Consider the following 19,711-nt stretch of genomic DNA (forward strand, 5'->3'; position numbering starts at 1 on the left):
CTTTTGGCCAGACGTTCCAGGGAGGCGGCGTCGACTTGGTCGGTCCGCCCAAACGAGTAAATCACCTTCGCTTTCGCATATTTGGCCTTCGGATCCCATTCGTTGTGCGCCAGTTGCAGGTACGTGACTTGGCTACCATCTTTATTTGTGCGTTTCACTTTTCGTAAGTACATGCCTATATCATAGCACGTATATACCTGAAAGTAAAGATTAATTATCCACAAATGTGTGCCTATTAATAAGTGGGATTTTTACTCTGTCCACAGGGGATAAACGTTTGATATATCAGGATTCTGCATAAAAAAAGAGCACAAAATGTGCCCATGACTGTCGAAGACGAGTTAAAGAAGGCGCCTGTGGTATGGTCTTTGACACGAGCGAGGAGTTCGACAGCTTTGCTTCGATTACGGTCATAGCTCAAGTCATCGACGATTAACACATTATCGCAATTGGTTAACGGTTGAAGGTAGGTCTCAATGAGATGAACGCTAATCAAGACGAGAAATTTCCGCCAGTTGTACGTCGCGCGTTTCATCAAGTCGTACACCGAATCTTTATCCGGCGCATCCGGAAGATGCCGGAATCGGGCGTTCGATAAAGATTTTTCCCTTGCAACACGGGGGAAAAGATAAATTGCACAAGAACGAGTGCAGAAAACCCTTTTTCTTTATGGATATTGGATTGGTGCAAAAACGTACCAATTTTAGCCTGTTTGAAAAAGTTCGTCACGCGAGATTGTTGCTGGTTACCTTGGTCAGAATTTGGTATCATTGAAACCACAGAAAACATCCTTTCTTTGGTTTTGGTGTGGTACCTTTATTTTACCAAAGAACAGGGTGTTTTTTGCTTTTTTGGATAAAAAATCTGCCACAAATCCTGATTTTATAAGGGTTTACCTGTGATTTTTAGCTCCGAAAGTTGAGTTAAACAGCTGAAATAATTTGAAAATATAGTGGGCTTTTGTTCGGAAATAATGTGATCAGTTACAATAATGTTATATCAAAAACGGTGGTATAAGGTACATAGATTTTGAGAAAGCTTTAGATACATGCATACCGGCAATTATAGTGTAAAAATGAGTTGAAGAAAAAATACCAAAAACATTCGTTGTTAATAATATTCAAGGTGTTGATTTATAAACGTATTTGAAATATGATATATCAATAAGGAGTGTTATTTATGCCTAATGAAGAAAACTTTGACTTATCTATTGATATAAATTCGTACAAATCTTTGAGTGAACTTACTTTAGATAAATTAAGGGAAGCGATTGTAAGTGGTTTTTTTAAGCCTGGAGATCATCTGAAGGAACGAGAATTATCCAAGTTGTTAAACATCAGCACAACGCCTATTAAAGAAGCATTGAAAATATTAAGCTCAGAAGGTTTAGTCGAAACGGTGCCAAGAAAGGGCTCCTTTGTGTCTTCCATAGCAAATGTATCAATAGAAGAAGTTCTTTTAACTCGTGCAAATCTTGATGGTTTGTGTGCTAGGTTTGCTACTTTAAAATTTAACGATAATGAACTGTATGAGCTTGAACACATGATCACTGAAGCTGAAAAATCTATAAAAAGTGAAGATTATGAACGAATTGAGGAAATAAACACCGTTTTTCACGAAAAAATTCGCTATGGTGCCAAAAACCCTATGCTTCATACATTGTTGAACAACGTACTGTATTTCGATAGAGCATTTCGTAGGCGTGCTTTAAAACATACTGAAGAGATAAATACTGGATATGAAGAGCACAAACAAATTTTGGAAGCACTTAAAGAAAGGGATCAAGAGAAGGTTGAATTGTTGATGAAAAATCACATAGAGCGTACTGCCCAAAATGTATTAAGAATACTAGAAGAGAAAGATTATTCCTTTCAGAATGAATAAATACACAAAATGGGAAACCGAATATACCAAACGTTCTCTAATATTAGAGATTAAATTTGTAGATTTGAATGAGAATGTAGCATGAGAATGTTCTTTCCAACCTGGAAAATATGAGTGTAATTTGTTTTTAAAAGATATTTCATTGAAATTCAAGATATGTCCATGCCGAAGTAAATTAAAAAAAGCAGTTTAAATATATTGACATCAAAAAATGGTTAATGTATTATATTGATATATCAGATATCATATTTCAATAGGAGGTAAAAAATGAGCTTTGCAACACTTAAGCGTGCTTTGCAAGGTATCTCGGCGATTAATATTACACCATTCGCTCACGATACTCTAAAAGTGCGGGAAGATCTATTAAGGGAGAATATCCAATTTTTAAAAGACCATAATATGAATGTCATCGTGCCCAATGGAAACACAGGGGAATTTTATTCGTTGACATTAGAGGAGTCTCACAAAGTAAACAGCATAGTAATAGATGAGGTTCAAGGCCAGTGCCAAGTTGTGGCTGGGGTGGGTTATGATGAACAAACTGCTATTAATATGGCTCAAAGTGCTGAAGCATTAGGAGCAGATGGTGTGATGATACACCAACCCCCTCATCCATATATTTCAGGGGAAGGCTTAGTTGATTATTATGGTTCTATTGCACAATCGGTAAATATTGGGGTGGTTTTATACTTAAGGCAACCGTTATTGAGTGGGCAAGAGATTAATCAATTAAAGAAATATGAAAACATTGTAGGGGTGAAGCATGCTTACACCGACCTTCAAAAATTCGGAGAATTGGTAAAAACATTTAACGATTGGGATGCTGTATGGGTTTGTGGTAGCGCGGAAGCGTGGGCACCTTTCTATTATGCGGCTGGTGCAAAAGGGTTTACCTCAGGTCTGGTTAATGTTGAACCAGAGTTGTCTCGTAATCTATTAAAAGCATTAAATGACAATGATCGTGATCATGTCCTTGATCTTTGGTACAAAATCAAGCCTTTTGAGGACATGCGTAATGGAAGAAATAGTAGTTATAATGTAAGCGTTGTCAAGGAAGCGATGAAGTTAAAAGGGATGAACCCGGGGACCGTGAGACCTCCGATAAATGAACTGACGAAAGACAACAAAAGTGAAGTTAACAAGATTTTAGAAAATTGGGCTTCTACAGTAAGTACTCGTTCTTGAATATTTTTTAGATGATAAGTATCAACATGTAGTTATTGAGTATATATAGAAAGTAGGCCAATTATGCAAATAAAATCAATCTCGTTGTATCCGGTTGCTATTCCTAGGAATACTGGGTTTAAAAATCAACATGTAGTCGTAGAGGTGGTGACGAATGAAGCCATAAATGGTTATGGAGAAATGTCCGATTTTTCACATCTACCAAGGTATTCTGTAAATGTGAAGGATTTGGAATATGTTTTAAATGATCTTCTTGTCGGGGAGGATCCTTTCAACATTGAAAAAATAAATGCTACTCTTTCTGAAAATTTTCCAGAGGCTATGTATTACTACGAAAAAGGGAGCTTTATTCGTAATGGCGTGGACCAAGCTCTACATGATGTATGTGCTAAGTCGTTAGATATACCTCTATCCAGTTTATTGGGAGGGCGTATTAGGGAGAAAATTAAAGTTTGTTATCCGATATTTAGGCAGCGCTTTCAAGAAGAGATAGAAACAAATCTTCAAGTGATTGAAGAACAATTAAAACGAGGATTTGACACATATAGAATTTATGTTGGGAAAAATTTGGAAGCAGATGTGTTATTGTTTGAACGCATCGATCAGGAGTTTGGTGATAAAGTTCATATTAAATCTATTGACTTCAGTCATTTGTTGGATTGGAAAGAGGCCCTTCGGTTCACTGAACATTTAGAGAGATTTAATTTTGATTTGATAGAAAGTCCAGCTTTTCGTAATGATTTTCAGGGGCTTCATCATTACAAGATGAAAATAAAAAGACCAGTTAGTGAGCATGTCTGGAGTTTACACCAGCAATCTGAAATGATTAAGCATGACTCTGTAGATATTTTTAATGTTTGTCCCAGTTTTATTGGTGGTTTGAATCACACCAAAAAGATTATTTCGGCCTCTCAAATAGCTCGGAAAAGTGTCCTCTTGGGAACAACTCAAGAAATGTCGTTAGCCACTGCAGCTATTTCACAAATAGGAAGTAGTATTCAAAACTTAGATTATATTTCTGACCCTACTGGGCCAGCTCTTTACACTTCAGACGTGACAACTGAGCCAGTTCAATATGAGAACGGTTATCTTATTGTACCTGACCATTCCTTATCTGGTGTAGGTGTAAATGTTGATAAAAAGCGCATCGATGATAATGGTATTGAAAACTTATCTTGGGGGGATGTGACTGTCGATCAATTGCAGGACCGAACATCCACTTAGTATCAATAGATTTGTATTAAATATTTAAATATATATGTTTATTTTAACAACTGAAAGGATGAATTTTATGAAAATTACTCAAGTAGATTTGGTTCCATGCAAGACAGAAAGACGTTCAGGTGCGATAAGTAGACACGTTGTACTGAAAGTGTATACAGACGAGGATATAGTAGGGATTGGAGAATTTTCAGATCTGGGCATTTATCGATATATGATGCCTGATGTAGAGAATTTAAAAGTGGCTGTAAATAAACTTATGGTAGGAGAAGATCCTACTAAGATTGTATCCTTTCATAATAAAGTAAGCAAAGTGTTGAAATATTATGGCCACCATTCTATGCCTATTTATCCTCCGTATACTCTAGATTCTCAACTCGTAACAGCAATGGAAATGGCAATGTATGATATCACAGGGAAATACCTCAACACGCCCATTTACAATTTATTAGGTGGCAAAGTAAGAGATACTTTCGAAGTGACTTATCCTTTATTCTCTTGTAAAAATCCCGAAGATATTCCAGAACGACTGGATTATGTGCAAGAGTTATATGATCAGGGTTGGAATCGAATGCGTTATTATGTTGGGGAAGATTTAAAAGCAGATGAAAGATTTCTCCAAGAATTTCGAGATCGATTCGGTAAAAAAATTTCATTGAAATCGGTTGATTTCCAAAGAAAGATGTATTGGAAAGATACGCTTTACTGGATCGAAAGGTTTAAACCATTTGAATTTGAGATTGTAGAAAGTGTGACATTTGGTGAGGATTATGAAGGTATGAATGAGATCAGGAAAAGGACGGACATTCCGGTGAGTGAGCATATTTCTAGTTATGCCAATGCGCTCCGTATGATAGAAAGAGGGGCCATAGATATTTTTAATGTTTCAATTCAAATTGGTGGTATTCAAACAGCAATCAAGTTTTATAATTTAGCTGAAGCAGCAGGATTGAAATGTTTATTGAGTACAACTCAAGAAATGAGTATTGGTACTGCGGCTACAGCTCATATGGGATCAGTTATACCTGAATTACATTATGCTGGTGATGCCATTGGACCAGTGCTATATAAACAAGATGTTACAAAAGAACGTGTGATATATAAAGGTGCTACTATGTATTTGCCTGAAGGCCCAGGATTAGGGGTTAAGCTGGATAATGAAAAACTCAACGCAATTAAGAGTCCTCTCAATGAATGGGAAGAAAAAGGTTCACATTCTGGTGTAGTTGTTCAATAAAGGGAGTGAAAATATTTGATGCATGATCAATTAGAAAGTATAAACTTAGAAGATCTATTGAGAAATAAAAAACCACGAGAAAATTTTAACATCATCAAACTTGACGAGGGGAAATACGCTGTTAGAGTAGCCAAAATCCATGGACGTTTTCCATGGCATTCACATCCTCATGGAGATGAAGGGTGGTTAGTATGGGACGGGCATATGTCTATTACTACTGAAGGAGGTGATATAGAGTTAAAAAAAGGAGATTTCACGGTTATACCAAATGGGTTGCTCCATTCGCCAATTGCTCATATTGATAATACGATAGTAGTTATTTTTAATTTAACTCAACTTGGTATGAATTTGATGAATAAAGACGTTGATCTTGGAGGTTTTGAATTACCAACTGAGAGTCAATCTTAAATCTTAATTTATGATAAAAATTTCGGACAATTAAACCATCATTATATTACAAGGGGGTTTTAAAATGAAAGCAATGAAGGCCATTGGAGTATTGCTGTTGCCATTATTAGTAGCTTGTGGTGAGGGAACTGCAGGAGATACAGAAGAAGTTGATAGCTATCCTCAAGAGCCGGTAGAAATTAACATTCCGGCTAGCCCTGGCGGTGGAACGGATAACGGAGCTCGTCTACTTTCGCAGCATCTCCCGGAATATCTTGAGGAAGATGAAGATATCACAGTTATTAATGAAGATGGAGGAGGTGGAACATTGGCTTTTAACAATGTTCATACCTCAGAGCAAGAGGGACATGAATTATTTTATTGGCATCAAGCTGTACATTCTGGATATGTGACTGATCAGTTTGAAAGCCCCGCTACGGAACTAACACCTATTACAACTTTTGATGAATTAGGTCAAGTTTATGTGGTAAGCGCAGATTCTCCATGGGAAACACTTGAAGAATTTGTAGAAGATGCTAGTGAAAATCCAGGGGAATTGCAATTTGGGGCAGAAATGGGAGGTACAACTCACTTCATGGCTGCTATGCTTGAATTAGAAGCAGATATTGATCTTGATATCCAAGAGTCTGGAGATGAATCAGAGCGTATGAGCGCATTACTTGGAGGACAAATGGATATGGTAGTAACTGGTGTCGGTAATGCCATAGAATATGTGGAATCCGGAGATTTTGCAGCATTGGGTGTTTTATCTGAAGAACCAGATGAATTAGCTCCTGATATGCCAACCACTGTTGAGCAAGGGTACGATATTGAATTCTCTGCTGTTCAAACGTTGTTTGGTCCTCCAGATATGCCAGATTACGCAGTGGATGCTGTTGATGAGGCAGTTAACGAAATGCTAGAGGATGAAGATATTATCTCCCAATTAGAAGACATTGGACATACTCCAGCACCTCAAAGTCATGAAGAAACAGTGCAGATGGTAGAGGAGGATTTAGAAGAATTTGAACAAATTGCAAATGAGCTTGGTATAACAGAATAAAATTTTATATTAATTGCTTAAATTGAGGCGGAATAAGGGTTTCCTTATTTTCGCCTCTCCCATAAAGGAGTGGGAACGATGAGTATAGCAGATCGTTATATAGGTCTTGTCTTACTTTTTATAGGAGGTATAGCAGTATATGTAGCAATGACAATGGAACATCCTACCTTTAATAATGATCCGGGTCCAACATTAATGTTGAATGTCGTAGGGGTTTTACTTATCATTTGTTCATTTGGACTCTTGCTTTTCCCTAAAACTAAAAAAGATGATAGCGAAGAAGAGAAGGATAAATCCAGTGATCAAGTTTTTACAAGAAAAAGAACACTTACAATGTTCATGTTATTTCTAGCCTTTATTGCATACGTTTTCTTATTGGACATATTAGGGTTTATTGTGGCCACTCTCCTTTTTTTAATGATTTCCGCCTGGCTCATTTCCGTGGAAAGAACTAGAACATTTTATTTTGTTACTCCAATATATTCAGTTGTAACATGCTTTGCAATCTATTATGTATTTCAAGATATTCTTGCCGTTTCATTACCATCAGGCGTCTTATTTTAAAAATATAGAAAGGATGAATTATGGTGGAAATATTTGAAGCGCTTGGTGAAGTTTTGACCTTACATTCACTATTGTTTTTGTTGGTCGGGTGTGTGGTAGGGATTTTATTTGGGGTTATTCCAGGATTAACAGCAACGATGGGTTTAGCCCTTATTTTACCATTTACATTCGCTCTAGAACCGACCCATGGTTTAATCTTATTGATGGGGATGTATGTAGGAGGAATTTCTGGTGGGTTGGTGGCTGCTACTTTGTTAGGGATTCCGGGTACACCTTCATCAATTGCCACAACTTTTGATGCATATCCTATGTCGAAAAATGGAGAGCCCGTGAGAGCAATGGGGATAGGAATAGGGGCATCGGTCATTGGCGGTACTGTTGGTTTCATTTTTCTTATCTTTTTGTCCCCTATTATTGCGCAATTTGCAGTACAACTCACTCCTGCTGATTTTGCTTCATTGATCTTACTATCACTGTCATTAATAGCGGTTTTATCAGCGGATAATATGATCAAAGGTATCACTGCTGGAGTTCTAGGAGTAGGGGTATCATTGGTTGGCTTTGCACCTATTGATGGTACAGCTCGTCTCACTTTTGGCTCAATACAAATGCAAGCAGGAGTAGAAATCCTACCGCTTATTATGGGTCTTTTTGCGGTAGCCATTATTCATTCGGAAGTACAGAATGATCAAGTCATAGAAGATATTAACTTGAAAGTGAAGGGAATGGCTGTTTCTTTAAAGGAAGTTGTTAAAAATAAATTTAACTTACTGCGATCAACTTTAATCGGTGTAGGTTTAGGAATACTCCCAGGTATGGGGAGTGGAGCCTCTAATCTAATTGCTTACGCACAAACCAAGCAATATTCAAGAAGTCCTGAAAAATTTGGGAAAGGGGTTCCAGAGGGCATCTACTCTGCTGAATCCTCGAATAACTCAGCACTTGGGGGGGCGTTAATCCCGATGTTAACATTGGGCATCCCAGGTGACGCTGTAACTGCGTTGCTTTTAGGGGGATTGATAATACATGGGATTCAGCCTGGGCCATTATTAATGGCAGAAAATCCTGAAATTGTAAATGTGGTTTATTGGGGGTTCTTTTTCTCTATTCTTTTAGTTTTTGTATTACAATTGTTAGGGTTACGTATATTTCCGAGAGTGTTGCTCATGCCAAAACAATACCTCTTTTCTTTTTTACTGGTCATGACAGTAGTAGGGACTTTCGCTATGAATCACCGTATGTTTGATGTTTGGGTAATGATTGTTTTCGGCATAATAGGCTACATTTTGATGAAAGCAAAATATCCACTGGCTCCTTTAGTGTTAGGTTTTGTTTTAGGACCGTTATTTGAAGACTATTTTAGAAGAGCCCTGATGGATATGGAGACTCCTGTAGGTTTCCTAACAAGCCCTTTATCTGCCATTTTTCTTATATTAACTGTGTCCGTTTTATTAATTACATTTATTCAAGAAATAAAGAAGACACAGACGAAGAGGAAGAAAAATTAACTTAAAGTTATATATTCTATATCAATGGGGGGGAATAAAACGTATGAGCAATATTAGGCTTGATAAATTAACTCGTCAACAGATCAATGAGATTACTCGGGATTCTATTGTTGTTCTACCAATTGGGGCTACGGAACAGCATGGGCCACACTTACCGTTATCTGTAGATAATTTAATAATAACTGAAGTTGCTAAAAGAGCATGTTTACAATTAAAAAATGAACTTCAAATATATTCAGCACCAGTTATTAATTATGGAAATTCGCATCACCACTTGCCTTATCCTGCCTTATCACTTTCGAGTGAAACAGTATTACAGGTTTTGAAAGATTTACTAAGGTCACTGGCAATTACTGGTTTTCAAAAAATCATGATTCTTAATTCTCACGGAGGTAACGACGAAGCTCTGAGAATAGCAACAAGAGACATTAGCAGAGAAGAGCAAATTTGTATTGGTGCAGCATCCTATTGGAGTCTTTCTTGGGATTCATTAGCAAATGCAGAGGCATTGTACAGCGGTAGAGTGCCTGGACATGCCGGGGGTTTTGAAACCTCCTTAATGCTTGCTCTTGCTCCTGAGGAAGTTCAATTAGACAATCTTCCGGATAAATGGAAACATGAAATTCCCCCCTCCCAAAAGCAAACGTCAAAACGATTGTTTATTCAAAAGCCAGGTCAAAGTGTTGGGAAGGAAGGGATTAGTGATGATGCAAGCCAAGCCTCTAAAGATAAAGGCGAACAATTCCTTGAAATTATTGTAAAAGATGTTTGTCACTCTATTAAACTATTCAACAATCAGTGTATAAAAGAGTAATGAATTGAGTTTAAATATAAATAATCAATACACTCATTCGAAGTAATTAAATATACATAGTTAGGAGACCAAAACATGATAATCGAAGAGATTAAAGTATTCCCATATCAAGCTCATAGGGTATATAAAACGATCACAGCAGATTTAGGTGGGGTACCCAAAGACAAGAATGGCATAGATGTTTCTAATTTTTATCTTGTAGAAATGACGACAAATGAAGGGTATAAAGGATATGGTGAAGTATCTGATGTACCTGACTACATGACTCTACCTAAAAAAGCCCATTTAAATGCCAAGTCACTAGAGAAGTATTTATCTAATCAGTTTATGGGGATGAATGTTTGGAACTTTGAGGAAATACTTTCTCATTTCCCGCATAAAGAGACAGTGGACAAGAGAACAGATGGTACAGTGTATGATATTTTAGGGTGTGGAATTGACAACGCATTACTGGATCTATTAGGAAAAAAATTAAAAACACCTGTCTATAATTTATTAGGAGGCAAGAAAAGGGAATCAGTGCCTGTATCTTGGGTTGTATATATTCGAGATATTTCATTATTGGAAGATGAAATTCGTAAAAAAGTTTATGAAGGGTTTAAGGCCTTCAAATTAAAGGTAGGGCTTGATGAACATGATGATGAGGAACGCTTACGTATTATTAGGGAAGTTGCTGGTGATCAAGCTACTATTAAATTAGACGCTAACTCTGGTTGGACTTATGATCAAGCCGTTCAAAATTTAAAAAGACTTAAGAAATATAACCCTGATGGAGTGGAAACGCCCATTGCTTATTTAGATGTAGAAGGAAAGGCTAAATTGAGAAAGCAAATAGATATTCCCATCATTGAGCATGCCCATGATCTGTCTTTTGCCTTTGATTTGGTGTCTCATCGGGCGGTAGATGTATTTAATTTATCAACGGTTGGATCGGGAGGGATTTGGAAATCAAAGAAAATAATGACAATTGCTGAAGGAGAAGGAGTGCCGTGCCTACTTGGTAGCACAATAGAAACTGGATTGGGGACAGCGGCGCAATTGCAACTTGGAGCTAATAGTGATTTACTTACATGGCCTTCTGATTTAGTTGGCCCAAAAATGTACACTGAAGAATTCATTACATTACCTCATCAATGGAAAGACAATCAGATATTAATTCCCCAAGGAGGTGGTTTAGGTGTAATTCCTGAACTGAATAAATAAAAATAGAACAATAACATGGAAAGGTTAACTTAAATGTAAACTTTACCAAATGTAAACAGAGGTTTGATCTTTAAAAATTATTTACACTCGATAACTTTAGTAATTTTGAATAATAAGGGAGTAGATATGCATATGACTAATGTTTACGAAGCCTACAGTGTCATTAACGGGAAGCAGCAAGATGGAGGAGCAACAACGATTTACAATCCTTCAAATCTATCCGAACATGTCGGTATTCTTCATGATGTTTCTAGTCCTGTCGTCGAAGAAGCGACGGAAGCAGCTAAACACGCTCAACAAGCATGGGCTTCCCTGTCCGGATTGAAAAAAGGGGCCACGTTAGAAAATTTGGCTGTAAAATTAGAAGAAAACAAAGAGGATATCGCTACCTTGGCCAGCTCTGAAATGGGGAAACCGATCAAGGAAATGAAAGGCGAAGTGGCCAGGGGCGTCCAATTGTTACGCTATTACGCCGCTGAAGGGAGTCGTTCGGATGGGGATGTTATCCCTGCTGCGGATCCTCAAGTCCACCAGTATTCCAAACGAGTGCCCCTCGGTGTCGTAGGGGTGATTACCCCTTGGAATTTTCCTGTTGCAATCCCTATCTGGAAAATAGCACCTGCTTTGATTTGTGGGAATGCTGTTGTTTGGAAACCGGCCAAACAAGCAGCCCTTACAGCATCCAAAATCATGGATGTTTTCCAAGAGGTGTTACCCGCCGGACTGATCAATATGCTGATTGGTTCAGGCAGCCAACTAGGGAATACACTCCTCGAAAAAGCGACCATTGATGCCTTGAGCTTTACCGGATCGACAGCGACGGGTCTGCATGCAGCGGCGATTTGTGCCTCTCGCAACATTAAATATCAAACCGAAATGGGCGGCAAAAATGTGGCCGTTGTCCTTGACGATGCGGATCTCGATAAAACCGTCTCGGCTATCCTCAGTGGAACCTTCACATCCGCCGGTCAAAAATGCACGGCCAGCAGTCGAATCGTGGCGGAGAAAACCATTATGCCGGCCTTAAAAGATAAACTGAAGACAGCCGTAGCGGAGCTACGCGTTGGAGAAGCGCTTGATGAGCAAAATTTCCTTGGACCGGTGTCTTCCAAAGACCAATATGAAAAGGTCAACGGCTACATTTCATTAGCCAAAAAAGAAGCCAATGTTGTGGCAGAAACGGAGACCATCGCAAGTGATCAAGAAGGCTATTATATCCAACCGCTTATCGTAGAAGGCGTGGACGCAAACCACACGTTAGCTCAGGAGGAAGTGTTCGGACCCTTTGCGGTTCTTTTGGAAGCGGAAGATTTTGATGAAGCTATTGATATCGCTAACCACACGGATTACGGCTTGAGTGCCTCCATTTTCACCAATGATTTGAGCCGTTCTCATCAATTCCTTGAGCGTTCGGAGGCCGGGATGGTTCGGGTCAACCTCGAAACAGCGGGCGTTGAATTTCAAGCGCCTTTCGGAGGTATGAAAATGTCCAGTTCTCATACAAGGGAACAAGGTCAGGCGGCATTGGAATTCTACAGTGAAACAAAGACATGCGCGATTAAACACAATGGATAACAGGTAAATCACCACCGATGATTTATATCATCGGTGGTTTATAGCTATTATTCTCTACCTATTCGAGCGGTTCGAACTGTTGCTCCTAATAATTCGGTTATAAATGGTAGACCTCGCAGAATCAAATCCTTATCTTTGGTCCCCATCTATTAATGAGGAATTCTCTTCGAGTTTTTGACAAGCTTATAAAATGTTGTTTTCTTAACATTGGATTGTTCCCTCATCCTTGCATACTGTTCAACTCAGCTTTGACAGTCATGGGCCCCATATTTCGCGCCCGTTCAAGCGCCCAATTTTATTTTTTAGCAGGAATTTGGCCATCTTGTATCAAAGTGCATAAGGAAGCCAAATTTTGAGGTGATCCCTGTGACTGAATCCATGGAAGACATACCGGCCTTTCAATCGGTGCGCCTCGGCTCCACCCCGGTGATTCGTCAATTGATTGAAGAAACGGGGATCATTGAACACATTGATAAACGTTCTCCTGTCAAAAAGGAAGACTGCAATGTGCCCGTGGGCACACGGATCGCTGCTTTGATCATCAACCAATTGTCCGATCGTAAACCCCTTTTCAAGGTCGAAGAGTTCTATGAAAAACAAGATGTTGAATTGCTGTTCGGCCCAGGCGTCACCGCGCGTGATTTCAATGATGATGCGCTGGGACGAGCCTTAGACGCCCTCTATCACGCCGGGCTTGAAAAGGTTTGTATGCACAGCATCCAAGGGGTGCAAGCCTGCATGAATCTCTCATGGGAAGGGATTCACGCGGATACCACTTCCTTTGTGTATACAGGCGCGCCCAAAAACGACCCCGATGATGATTTATTAAAAATCGTCCGTGGCCACACCAAAGACCACCGCCCGGATGTCCCGCAGATTAAATTCGGGTTGGCCACATCACCGGAGGGCGCCCCCATCTATGCCGATGTCTTAAACGGCAATCAGGATGATAAAATATGGAACGCGAAAGTCATGAAAGCTCTGAGACGCTGGTACGAGCCGGATCAGTTGGAGCAAGCGATTTTTATCGCGGACAGCGCATTGGTTACCGAAGACAATTTAAAAACCGTCCAAGGCAACGAGGAGCAACCGGCGTTTCAATTTATATCCCGATTGCCGGAAAATTTTAAAGTGGTCCAAACACTGAAGGAAAAAGCCTTGGAGAACGATGAATGGGAAGATATTGGTCGCTTTGTCAACCGCAAAGGGGCTGCGTCTTATCACATCTATCCCGCCAAAGAGAAACTACATGGAAAAACCTACCGGTTTCTGGTTGTTCAATCCGATGAAATGGATGGTCGGCAGAAAAAGAAGATCGACAATCGAAGGCGAAAAGCAGCGATGGTAAAAAGAGCAAAAAGAGCTGGAAAGCCGGGATTTTGCTTGTGAGGCCGATGCCGAGACTGCACTTGCCGACTTTCTCAAGCACCATCGCAAAGGTTATCATACGTTTGAAGGCACCGTTATTCGTGAAGAGATGCCGGACAAACGCGAGAAACGCGGGCGCCCCAAAAAAGGGGAAGTGCCGTCTCCGCCGGTCACTGTCTATCGCGTCCAATTAAAGCTGCAATCACCGTCGGAAGACACCCTCAGACAGCTTCGCAAAGAAGCGTCCATCTTTATCCTAGTCACCAATGCAGGGAACGACACGGCCTCTGACGTGGATCTATTGAAAGGCTATAAAGGCCAGCAAACCGTGGAAAATCGCTTCCGGTTTCTCAAAGACCCCTTTTTTGTCCGGCGGCTTTTCCTGGAAAAGCCCCACCGCGTCGAAGCTTTTGCTTATGTCATGATGATGGGTATGATGATCTATGCCCTGTTCGAATACCTCATTCGCCAAAGCATGGAAACGGAAGACGAGCCCTTGAACTTGATGGGAGGCGGTGGCCGTAGAAGCCTTCGCCCGACAGGCGAAGCTGTCTTGGAACTGCTGGATACCGTCGATATTGTTCACATGGAGATCGGCGGTCAACGCCGACGGTTGTTTCCGGACAACCAAGAGCCACAGTTGGACCGAATCCTCGGTTTGTTAGGAATGGATCGGAGCGTGTATACGACACCGATAACCTCAAAAGTTGCCGAAATCAATAGCCAGTAATGAGGAATCGGATGTCGCCCCCGCGAAATCTGGGTTAAAAGATAAAGGGTTGTTCGCTTAAACCGTGAAGATTTAACTGAGGAGCAACAGGGGCATTTGAAACATTGGGGATCTGTTTCTCTCCAACATTAGTCCAAGCGTTTCGATTACATCAAAAACTGCAGATGTTGTATCATGTGATGATCTTGAAGATGATCTCGATCATTTGGTGGCAGGGGGAGAGGAAGTCGTCACCTCTTCTCTGAAACCGTTTGATGATCTACTCGATGCATTTGAAATAGGTTGACGGAAATCCTTCATTTGGCAATGTATTTTTAGAAAAATTAACATTTATTCAAGAAGGTAATCTTAAGGTGAACCTTGTACGATAAATTATTTACACAGAAAAGGATGTATACATTTTAAAAAAGAAATGCAAACGATCTTTAGAATTAATCGTCTCGGAACAACAAGGGGAACGACAAGATGAACTTAATGCTTAGATATGGTTGTACGACTAGCGTTCTTTGCTATGCGATATTGTATCTCTTGTCTTTTTTTATAGGTAAGGGATGGATGTTGCAGCTGATGTCCATGAGCGGAATGATGGCGTTGCTCTTCGTCCTGTTCCTGCTAAAACCCAAGAATAGCCCGGTTCCTTATTTTTTGACTATCGCTTCAATATTTATCGGTTATATCACATTAGGCAACGAGTTGTGGCTGCAACTATGGGAAGGTGTACGGGAGATGAGCAGTATCATATTGCTGCTCCTCATTATCCCGATGATTAGTTGGGTGCTCCATGAAGAAAATTATATTGAAGCTTTAATCGGTTCTGCCAAAAATCTTTTAAAAACGAGCAGGCGGTTCTACACCGGTTTAATGTTTATCACCCAATTTGTTGCCTATTTTCTTTTGTTTAGTGCCATTCCAGTACTCTTTCAATTTATTCAGGTATTGTTGAGCAACAAAAAAGGAGAAGACTGGGAGTATTTTAAAGGTACCGCTTTATTGCGAGGTTTCGGGCTTAGCACGATTTGGGTGATCAGTATTCCCAGCGTCGTGTTCATTATTGAAAGTACAGGCGCATCATTAGGTTTTACATTAATGCAAGGTTTTTTTATATCCATTTGTGGGATTTTGTTGTCGCTCTTGTTTATGACCATCCATGAAAAAAGAAGTGGATTGGATTATACAGGAGGTATTCTGCAAGAGCTGCACAAAAAAATGCCCGTGGATGAAACGAATTACCATCATATCTTAACGCGTGAATTTGCGTTATTGTTCTTCACTCTTTTCGGTCCAGTATTAGTAATCAACCATTTTCTGGACTGGGGATTATTGATGATTATTTCCATGTGTGTTCTCGTTTGGTCTTGTTTTTATTATTTAATAAAAAAGAAGTGGCGTCGTGTAAGGAATCATTTTAGTCAATATTTGAAAATGGGGATCTCCCAGAAATCACAGGAACTGGGGATTATGCTCTCGGCCGGTATGTTGATTAACGTCGTTCATGCCTCTGGAGGTGGGATATGGGCCGTTGATATGATTATTAATATATCGGAATCGACCTTTCTCCATATGTTCTGGCTGCTACCATTCCTAGTCATTTTTTTAGGATTTATCGGACTTGGCCCATTAACGGTTATGGTTCTTGTCGGTGGTATCTTTCAGGGTATTGCCTTACCTTATCCCCCCGAATTAATTGTGCTCAGCTTGACGCTGGGAAGTGCGATTACGGTCTTTTTATCTCCGTCTATCTTGCCGGTAATCGTCTTAAGTCAAGCCAATCAGTTGGCATTGTGGAAAAATGGATTAAAGTTTAATTTGGTTTATTCGTCGTTTTTTTACATTTTGGTGCAATTTTATTTGTTGGTGATACTTTGGTTATGGTGAATTTTGGATTTTAAAATAACGAGCTAAGTACGAAAAAAAGTCGCTTAATTCGATAGCTTTCATCCTCTCTAAAATTAATGATTGCTGCTCGATGTAATATTCGATAGGATCGCTGTAGCGACGCCGGGGTCACCTAATATTTACATAGTTTATTTTTCCTCGAGCAGATACATACGTGGTTTTGAGTGCTCAATGATGTTATAGTCAACCAATTTAACAATTTCCGTTGCCATTTGAGCGCATCTCAATACAAAGCGGGTTCCAGCTATCGCCGGAACCCGCATCATGTAAGTTTTTAACTGGAGCTTCCTACCGGACTCGAACCGGTGACCTCATCCTTACCATTGATGGGAAGGGGTTTAAAATCGTTTTTGAACATTTTACCGTATCACTATAAAAGAAGCATTAACCCTTGATATAAGGGGATATTTTTGGGCCTCTTAAAATCAATAAAAATCGTATTGTGCCAAAAAATGATCCAGTTTCGAATGTTTTGGTGCCAAATCTGTGCCGCCAATGTTTATTGATAATTTAGTTCTTCACTGGGTGAAAGTTTATTTACTTTGAAATAAATTTCTATACAGAAACCAGCTGTTACTGTGTAGTTGAAAAAAAGTCGCGACGTTTGTAAAAAAGATGCGATGTTTAAAATAAAGTCTGCTGTTTATAAAAAAGTTGCGAAGCTTTGCTTTACGCCTTTGGCTTTGATTGTCTAAAGGGGTTTCTTATGGTAAAAGTAAAATAAGTTTATACCGCAATCGGGCATTTGCTAAATAGAAATATCTCGCTAATACACGATTTTTGAAGAAAAGGGAATAAATCAAATTAACTTGATCTATTGCAAGCACTTATGATACTATTTCATTAATCAACAATTTTTAATGAAAGGAGTGGATGATTTTGAAGGTAGTATCACACGTTGATGATCTCTCCATCAATACTTTAGAGAAGTATGAACATACGTTCAAGGCTTTAGCTGATAAAAAACGATTGCATTTACTTCATCTGTTGAGCAGAAGAGGAAAGACATGTGTCTGCCACCTTACGGAAGAGTTGGATATGAGCCAATCGAAGCTGTCATACCATCTAAAAATACTGATGGATGCTAACCTTTTAGTGAGGGAAACCAAAGGGACATGGAGTTATTATGAGATTAATGAAGGTGAAATGGATCGGGTACTCTCAGATGAATTATGTTGTGTGTTTAAACCTGGATTCAATAAGTGTTAGTAACTTTTTGAATCCAATATACCAAAAAAAATTGATGATAGAGGAGATGTATGTATGACCAACGTGCACATCGGGTTAAACGTGAAAGATTTAGAGAAGAGTAAAGCCTTTTATGAAAATATGCTTGGGATTACGCCTGCAAAGGAAAAACACGATTATATTAAGTTCCTAACGGCTGATCCAAATTTGAACTTAACTTTAACACCAACAGAACAAGTGGAAGGAAATCATATTAACCATTTAGGCGTACAATTGGAGAGCAAAGATGAAGTGACCAAACATAAAGAAAGGCTTGAAAAAGTTGGGTTCTTTGCCCGCGAAGAAATGGATACAACATGTTGCTACGCCGTTCAAGATAAGTTTTGGGTAACGGATCCTGATGGGAACGAGTGGGAATATTTTTATACAAAAAATGATGTAGAAGAAAATAAAGATGCATGTTGCGCAGGTTAGTATTCCATGCACTTTTAATTAATCATGAAGGCGGCCACTGGCTGCCTTTAATAGGGTATATACTATACTTTTCGAGAAAGAAACACTTGATATCGTAAGGGAGAACGCATACGTTGATTTCAATCATTTTAGCATCTGCTATATTTATCATTACGCTCGTCTTGGTCATATGGCAACCTAAAAACCTTGATATTGGTTGGTCTGCTTGTGGTGGTGCCATTGTTGCACTACTTCTCGGTGTTGTTTCGTTTGGCGATGTCCTTGAAGTTACAAGCATTGTTTGGAATGCCACCTTAACGTTTGTTGCTGTTATCATTATTTCTTTGATTTTAGATGAGATAGGCTTTTTCGAATGGTCGGCATTACATATGACTCGTACAGCCAAAGGTAATGCCGTTCTCATGTTTGTCTATGTTTGTATTTTAGGTTCAATTGTCGCTGCATTTTTCGCCAATGACGGTGCGGCTTTAATTCTAACGCCTATCGTTTTAGCCATGGTTCGCTCTTTGAATTTTAACGAAACGATGGTGTTTCCATTTATTATAGCGAGTGGTTTTATTGCCGACGCCACCTCGTTACCGCTCATTGTGAGTAACTTAGTCAACATTGTTTCGGCGGACTTCTTCGGGATCGGATTTATTGAATATGCTACACGAATGATTGTTCCTAACTTCTTTTCATTAGTGGCCAGTATTCTTGTTTTGTATCTATACTTTAGAAAGAGCATTCCAAAACGATACGATTATGAAAAACTGCAAAAGCCTGTCACAGCCATTAAAGATGAAAAAATGTTTCGGATTTCGTGGCTTGTTTTAGCAGTATTATTAATTGGTTATCTCGTTAGTGAGTTCCTACATATTCCTGTATCCATTGTTGCGGGAATGATTGCCCTTATCTTTTTGGGGATTGCCAGCAAGAGCCCTGCTGTCGCTACACGCTCCGTCCTCAAAGGTGCACCATGGAACATTGTCTTTTTCTCGGTTGGGATGTATGTTGTCGTGTTTGGTCTGCAAAATGTCGGATTAACGGATGTTCTAGCTTCAGGACTTGAATATGTTGCTGAGCAAGGTGTTTTTGCGGCAACAATGGGCATGGGCTTTTTAGCAGCTATTTTGTCGTCGATTATGAACAATATGCCAACGGTCATGATCAATGCCATAGCGATTGATACGACAGCTGCAACTGGATTGATGAAAGAAGCAATGGTTTATGCAAATGTGGTCGGTTCAGATCTCGGGCCAAAAATTACGCCCATTGGTTCGTTGGCAACGTTATTGTGGTTACACGTCCTTACGCAAAAAGGCGTCAAGATTTCCTGGTGGACGTACTTTAAGACAGGCATTGTCATTACATTACCCGTCTTATTTATTACCTTACTCGGCCTCTATCTCTGGTTAATGCTCATTAGTTAAAG

At 39.4% G+C, this 19,711-nt stretch carries 15 protein-coding genes, 1 tRNA gene and 2 pseudogenes; 16 read left to right on the forward strand and 2 right to left on the reverse strand.

Going from position 1 to position 19,711, the window contains the following annotated elements; translation table 11 throughout:
- A pseudogene (locus BLS58_RS18065) lies at positions 1-173 on the reverse strand (IS1634 family transposase); the annotation flags it as partial.
- Between the two features lie 1,006 nt (positions 174-1,179).
- On the opposite strand from BLS58_RS18065, the gene BLS58_RS14160 reads away from it, so the two are divergent.
- The 13 genes and pseudogenes from BLS58_RS14160 to BLS58_RS14225 all read left to right on the forward strand — a co-directional run bounded on the left by BLS58_RS14160 (position 1,180) and on the right by BLS58_RS14225 (position 16,614).
- On the forward strand, positions 1,180-1,884 hold the full coding sequence (locus tag BLS58_RS14160; RefSeq protein ID WP_090399451.1) for a GntR family transcriptional regulator: 705 nt from the start codon (positions 1,180-1,182) through the stop codon (positions 1,882-1,884).
- A 267-nt stretch (positions 1,885-2,151) separates the two neighbouring features.
- Positions 2,152-3,069 carry a dihydrodipicolinate synthase family protein gene (locus BLS58_RS14165; protein ID WP_090399452.1) on the forward strand — a complete coding sequence of 306 codons (918 nt, stop codon included), beginning with the start codon at positions 2,152-2,154 and terminating at the stop codon, positions 3,067-3,069.
- 63 nt (positions 3,070-3,132) lie between these two features.
- The gene (locus BLS58_RS14170; protein WP_090399453.1) at positions 3,133-4,293 is read left to right on the forward strand and encodes a mandelate racemase/muconate lactonizing enzyme family protein; all 1,161 of its coding nucleotides are present in this window, start codon (positions 3,133-3,135) and stop codon (positions 4,291-4,293) included.
- Positions 4,294-4,360: 67 nt separating this feature from the next.
- Positions 4,361-5,527: a mandelate racemase/muconate lactonizing enzyme family protein gene (locus BLS58_RS14175; RefSeq protein ID WP_176764768.1), complete on the forward strand. Its 1,167-nt coding sequence runs from the start codon at positions 4,361-4,363 to the stop codon at positions 5,525-5,527.
- 18 nt (positions 5,528-5,545) lie between these two features.
- Positions 5,546-5,935 carry a cupin domain-containing protein gene (locus BLS58_RS14180; protein ID WP_090399455.1) on the forward strand — a complete coding sequence of 130 codons (390 nt, stop codon included), beginning with the start codon at positions 5,546-5,548 and terminating at the stop codon, positions 5,933-5,935.
- A gap of 64 nt (positions 5,936-5,999) precedes the next feature.
- On the forward strand, positions 6,000-6,977 hold the full coding sequence (locus tag BLS58_RS14185; protein WP_090399456.1) for a tripartite tricarboxylate transporter substrate binding protein: 978 nt from the start codon (positions 6,000-6,002) through the stop codon (positions 6,975-6,977).
- 78 nt (positions 6,978-7,055) lie between these two features.
- Positions 7,056-7,541: a tripartite tricarboxylate transporter TctB family protein gene (locus tag BLS58_RS14190; protein WP_090399457.1), complete on the forward strand. Its 486-nt coding sequence runs from the start codon at positions 7,056-7,058 to the stop codon at positions 7,539-7,541.
- Positions 7,542-7,564: 23 nt separating this feature from the next.
- Positions 7,565-9,049 carry a tripartite tricarboxylate transporter permease gene (locus tag BLS58_RS14195; protein WP_425433698.1) on the forward strand — a complete coding sequence of 495 codons (1,485 nt, stop codon included), beginning with the start codon at positions 7,565-7,567 and terminating at the stop codon, positions 9,047-9,049.
- Positions 9,050-9,092: 43 nt separating this feature from the next.
- Positions 9,093-9,863, forward strand: a complete 771-nt coding sequence (locus BLS58_RS14200) for a creatininase family protein (protein WP_090399459.1) — start codon at positions 9,093-9,095, stop codon at positions 9,861-9,863.
- A gap of 75 nt (positions 9,864-9,938) precedes the next feature.
- Complete coding sequence (locus BLS58_RS14205; RefSeq protein ID WP_090399460.1) at positions 9,939-11,066, forward strand: mandelate racemase/muconate lactonizing enzyme family protein; 1,128 nt, start codon at positions 9,939-9,941, stop codon at positions 11,064-11,066.
- Positions 11,067-11,198: 132 nt separating this feature from the next.
- A complete protein-coding gene (locus BLS58_RS14210) occupies positions 11,199-12,641 on the forward strand; it encodes an aldehyde dehydrogenase family protein (protein WP_245723188.1) in 1,443 nt (480 codons plus the stop codon).
- Positions 12,642-13,007: 366 nt separating this feature from the next.
- Positions 13,008-14,739: pseudogene (locus tag BLS58_RS18435) on the forward strand (IS1634 family transposase).
- Positions 14,740-15,294: 555 nt separating this feature from the next.
- Positions 15,295-16,614 (forward strand): hypothetical protein, encoded by a 1,320-nt coding sequence (locus tag BLS58_RS14225; protein ID WP_218126236.1) that lies wholly within the window; start codon positions 15,295-15,297, stop codon positions 16,612-16,614.
- A gap of 300 nt (positions 16,615-16,914) precedes the next feature.
- On the opposite strand, the gene BLS58_RS17640 is transcribed toward BLS58_RS14225, so the two are convergent.
- Positions 16,915-17,018: transfer RNA gene (locus tag BLS58_RS17640), tRNA-OTHER, on the reverse strand.
- A gap of 496 nt (positions 17,019-17,514) precedes the next feature.
- On the opposite strand from BLS58_RS17640, the gene BLS58_RS14230 reads away from it, so the two are divergent.
- The 3 genes from BLS58_RS14230 to BLS58_RS14240 all read left to right on the forward strand — a co-directional run bounded on the left by BLS58_RS14230 (position 17,515) and on the right by BLS58_RS14240 (position 19,709).
- Positions 17,515-17,844 carry an ArsR/SmtB family transcription factor gene (locus BLS58_RS14230; RefSeq protein ID WP_281241018.1) on the forward strand — a complete coding sequence of 110 codons (330 nt, stop codon included), beginning with the start codon at positions 17,515-17,517 and terminating at the stop codon, positions 17,842-17,844.
- A 54-nt stretch (positions 17,845-17,898) separates the two neighbouring features.
- Positions 17,899-18,297 carry an ArsI/CadI family heavy metal resistance metalloenzyme gene (locus BLS58_RS14235; protein WP_090399466.1) on the forward strand — a complete coding sequence of 133 codons (399 nt, stop codon included), beginning with the start codon at positions 17,899-17,901 and terminating at the stop codon, positions 18,295-18,297.
- Positions 18,298-18,410: 113 nt separating this feature from the next.
- Complete coding sequence (locus tag BLS58_RS14240) at positions 18,411-19,709, forward strand: arsenic transporter (RefSeq protein ID WP_090399467.1); 1,299 nt, start codon at positions 18,411-18,413, stop codon at positions 19,707-19,709.
- Positions 19,710-19,711 lie beyond the last annotated feature (2 nt).

It is taken from the genome of Natribacillus halophilus (assembly GCF_900100185.1).
Classification (GTDB): domain Bacteria; phylum Bacillota; class Bacilli; order Bacillales; family Marinococcaceae; genus Natribacillus; species Natribacillus halophilus.

Excerpts from the sequence above, each read along its gene's own strand:
- BLS58_RS14160 (WP_090399451.1), top strand. The coding sequence starts at position 1,180 with ATGCCTAATGAAGAAAACTTTGACTTATCTATTGATATAAATTCGTAC.
- BLS58_RS14165 (WP_090399452.1), top strand. The coding sequence starts at position 2,152 with ATGAGCTTTGCAACACTTAAGCGTGCTTTGCAAGGTATCTCGGCGATT.
- BLS58_RS14170 (WP_090399453.1), top strand. The coding sequence starts at position 3,133 with ATGCAAATAAAATCAATCTCGTTGTATCCGGTTGCTATTCCTAGGAAT.
- BLS58_RS14175 (WP_176764768.1), top strand. The coding sequence starts at position 4,361 with ATGAAAATTACTCAAGTAGATTTGGTTCCATGCAAGACAGAAAGACGT.
- BLS58_RS14180 (WP_090399455.1), top strand. The coding sequence starts at position 5,546 with ATGCATGATCAATTAGAAAGTATAAACTTAGAAGATCTATTGAGAAAT.
- BLS58_RS14185 (WP_090399456.1), top strand. The coding sequence starts at position 6,000 with ATGAAAGCAATGAAGGCCATTGGAGTATTGCTGTTGCCATTATTAGTA.
- BLS58_RS14190 (WP_090399457.1), top strand. The coding sequence starts at position 7,056 with ATGAGTATAGCAGATCGTTATATAGGTCTTGTCTTACTTTTTATAGGA.
- BLS58_RS14200 (WP_090399459.1), top strand. The coding sequence starts at position 9,093 with ATGAGCAATATTAGGCTTGATAAATTAACTCGTCAACAGATCAATGAG.
- BLS58_RS14205 (WP_090399460.1), top strand. The coding sequence starts at position 9,939 with ATGATAATCGAAGAGATTAAAGTATTCCCATATCAAGCTCATAGGGTA.
- BLS58_RS14210 (WP_245723188.1), top strand. The coding sequence starts at position 11,199 with ATGACTAATGTTTACGAAGCCTACAGTGTCATTAACGGGAAGCAGCAA.
- BLS58_RS14225 (WP_218126236.1), top strand. The coding sequence starts at position 15,295 with ATGTTGCAGCTGATGTCCATGAGCGGAATGATGGCGTTGCTCTTCGTC.
- BLS58_RS14235 (WP_090399466.1), top strand. The coding sequence starts at position 17,899 with ATGACCAACGTGCACATCGGGTTAAACGTGAAAGATTTAGAGAAGAGT.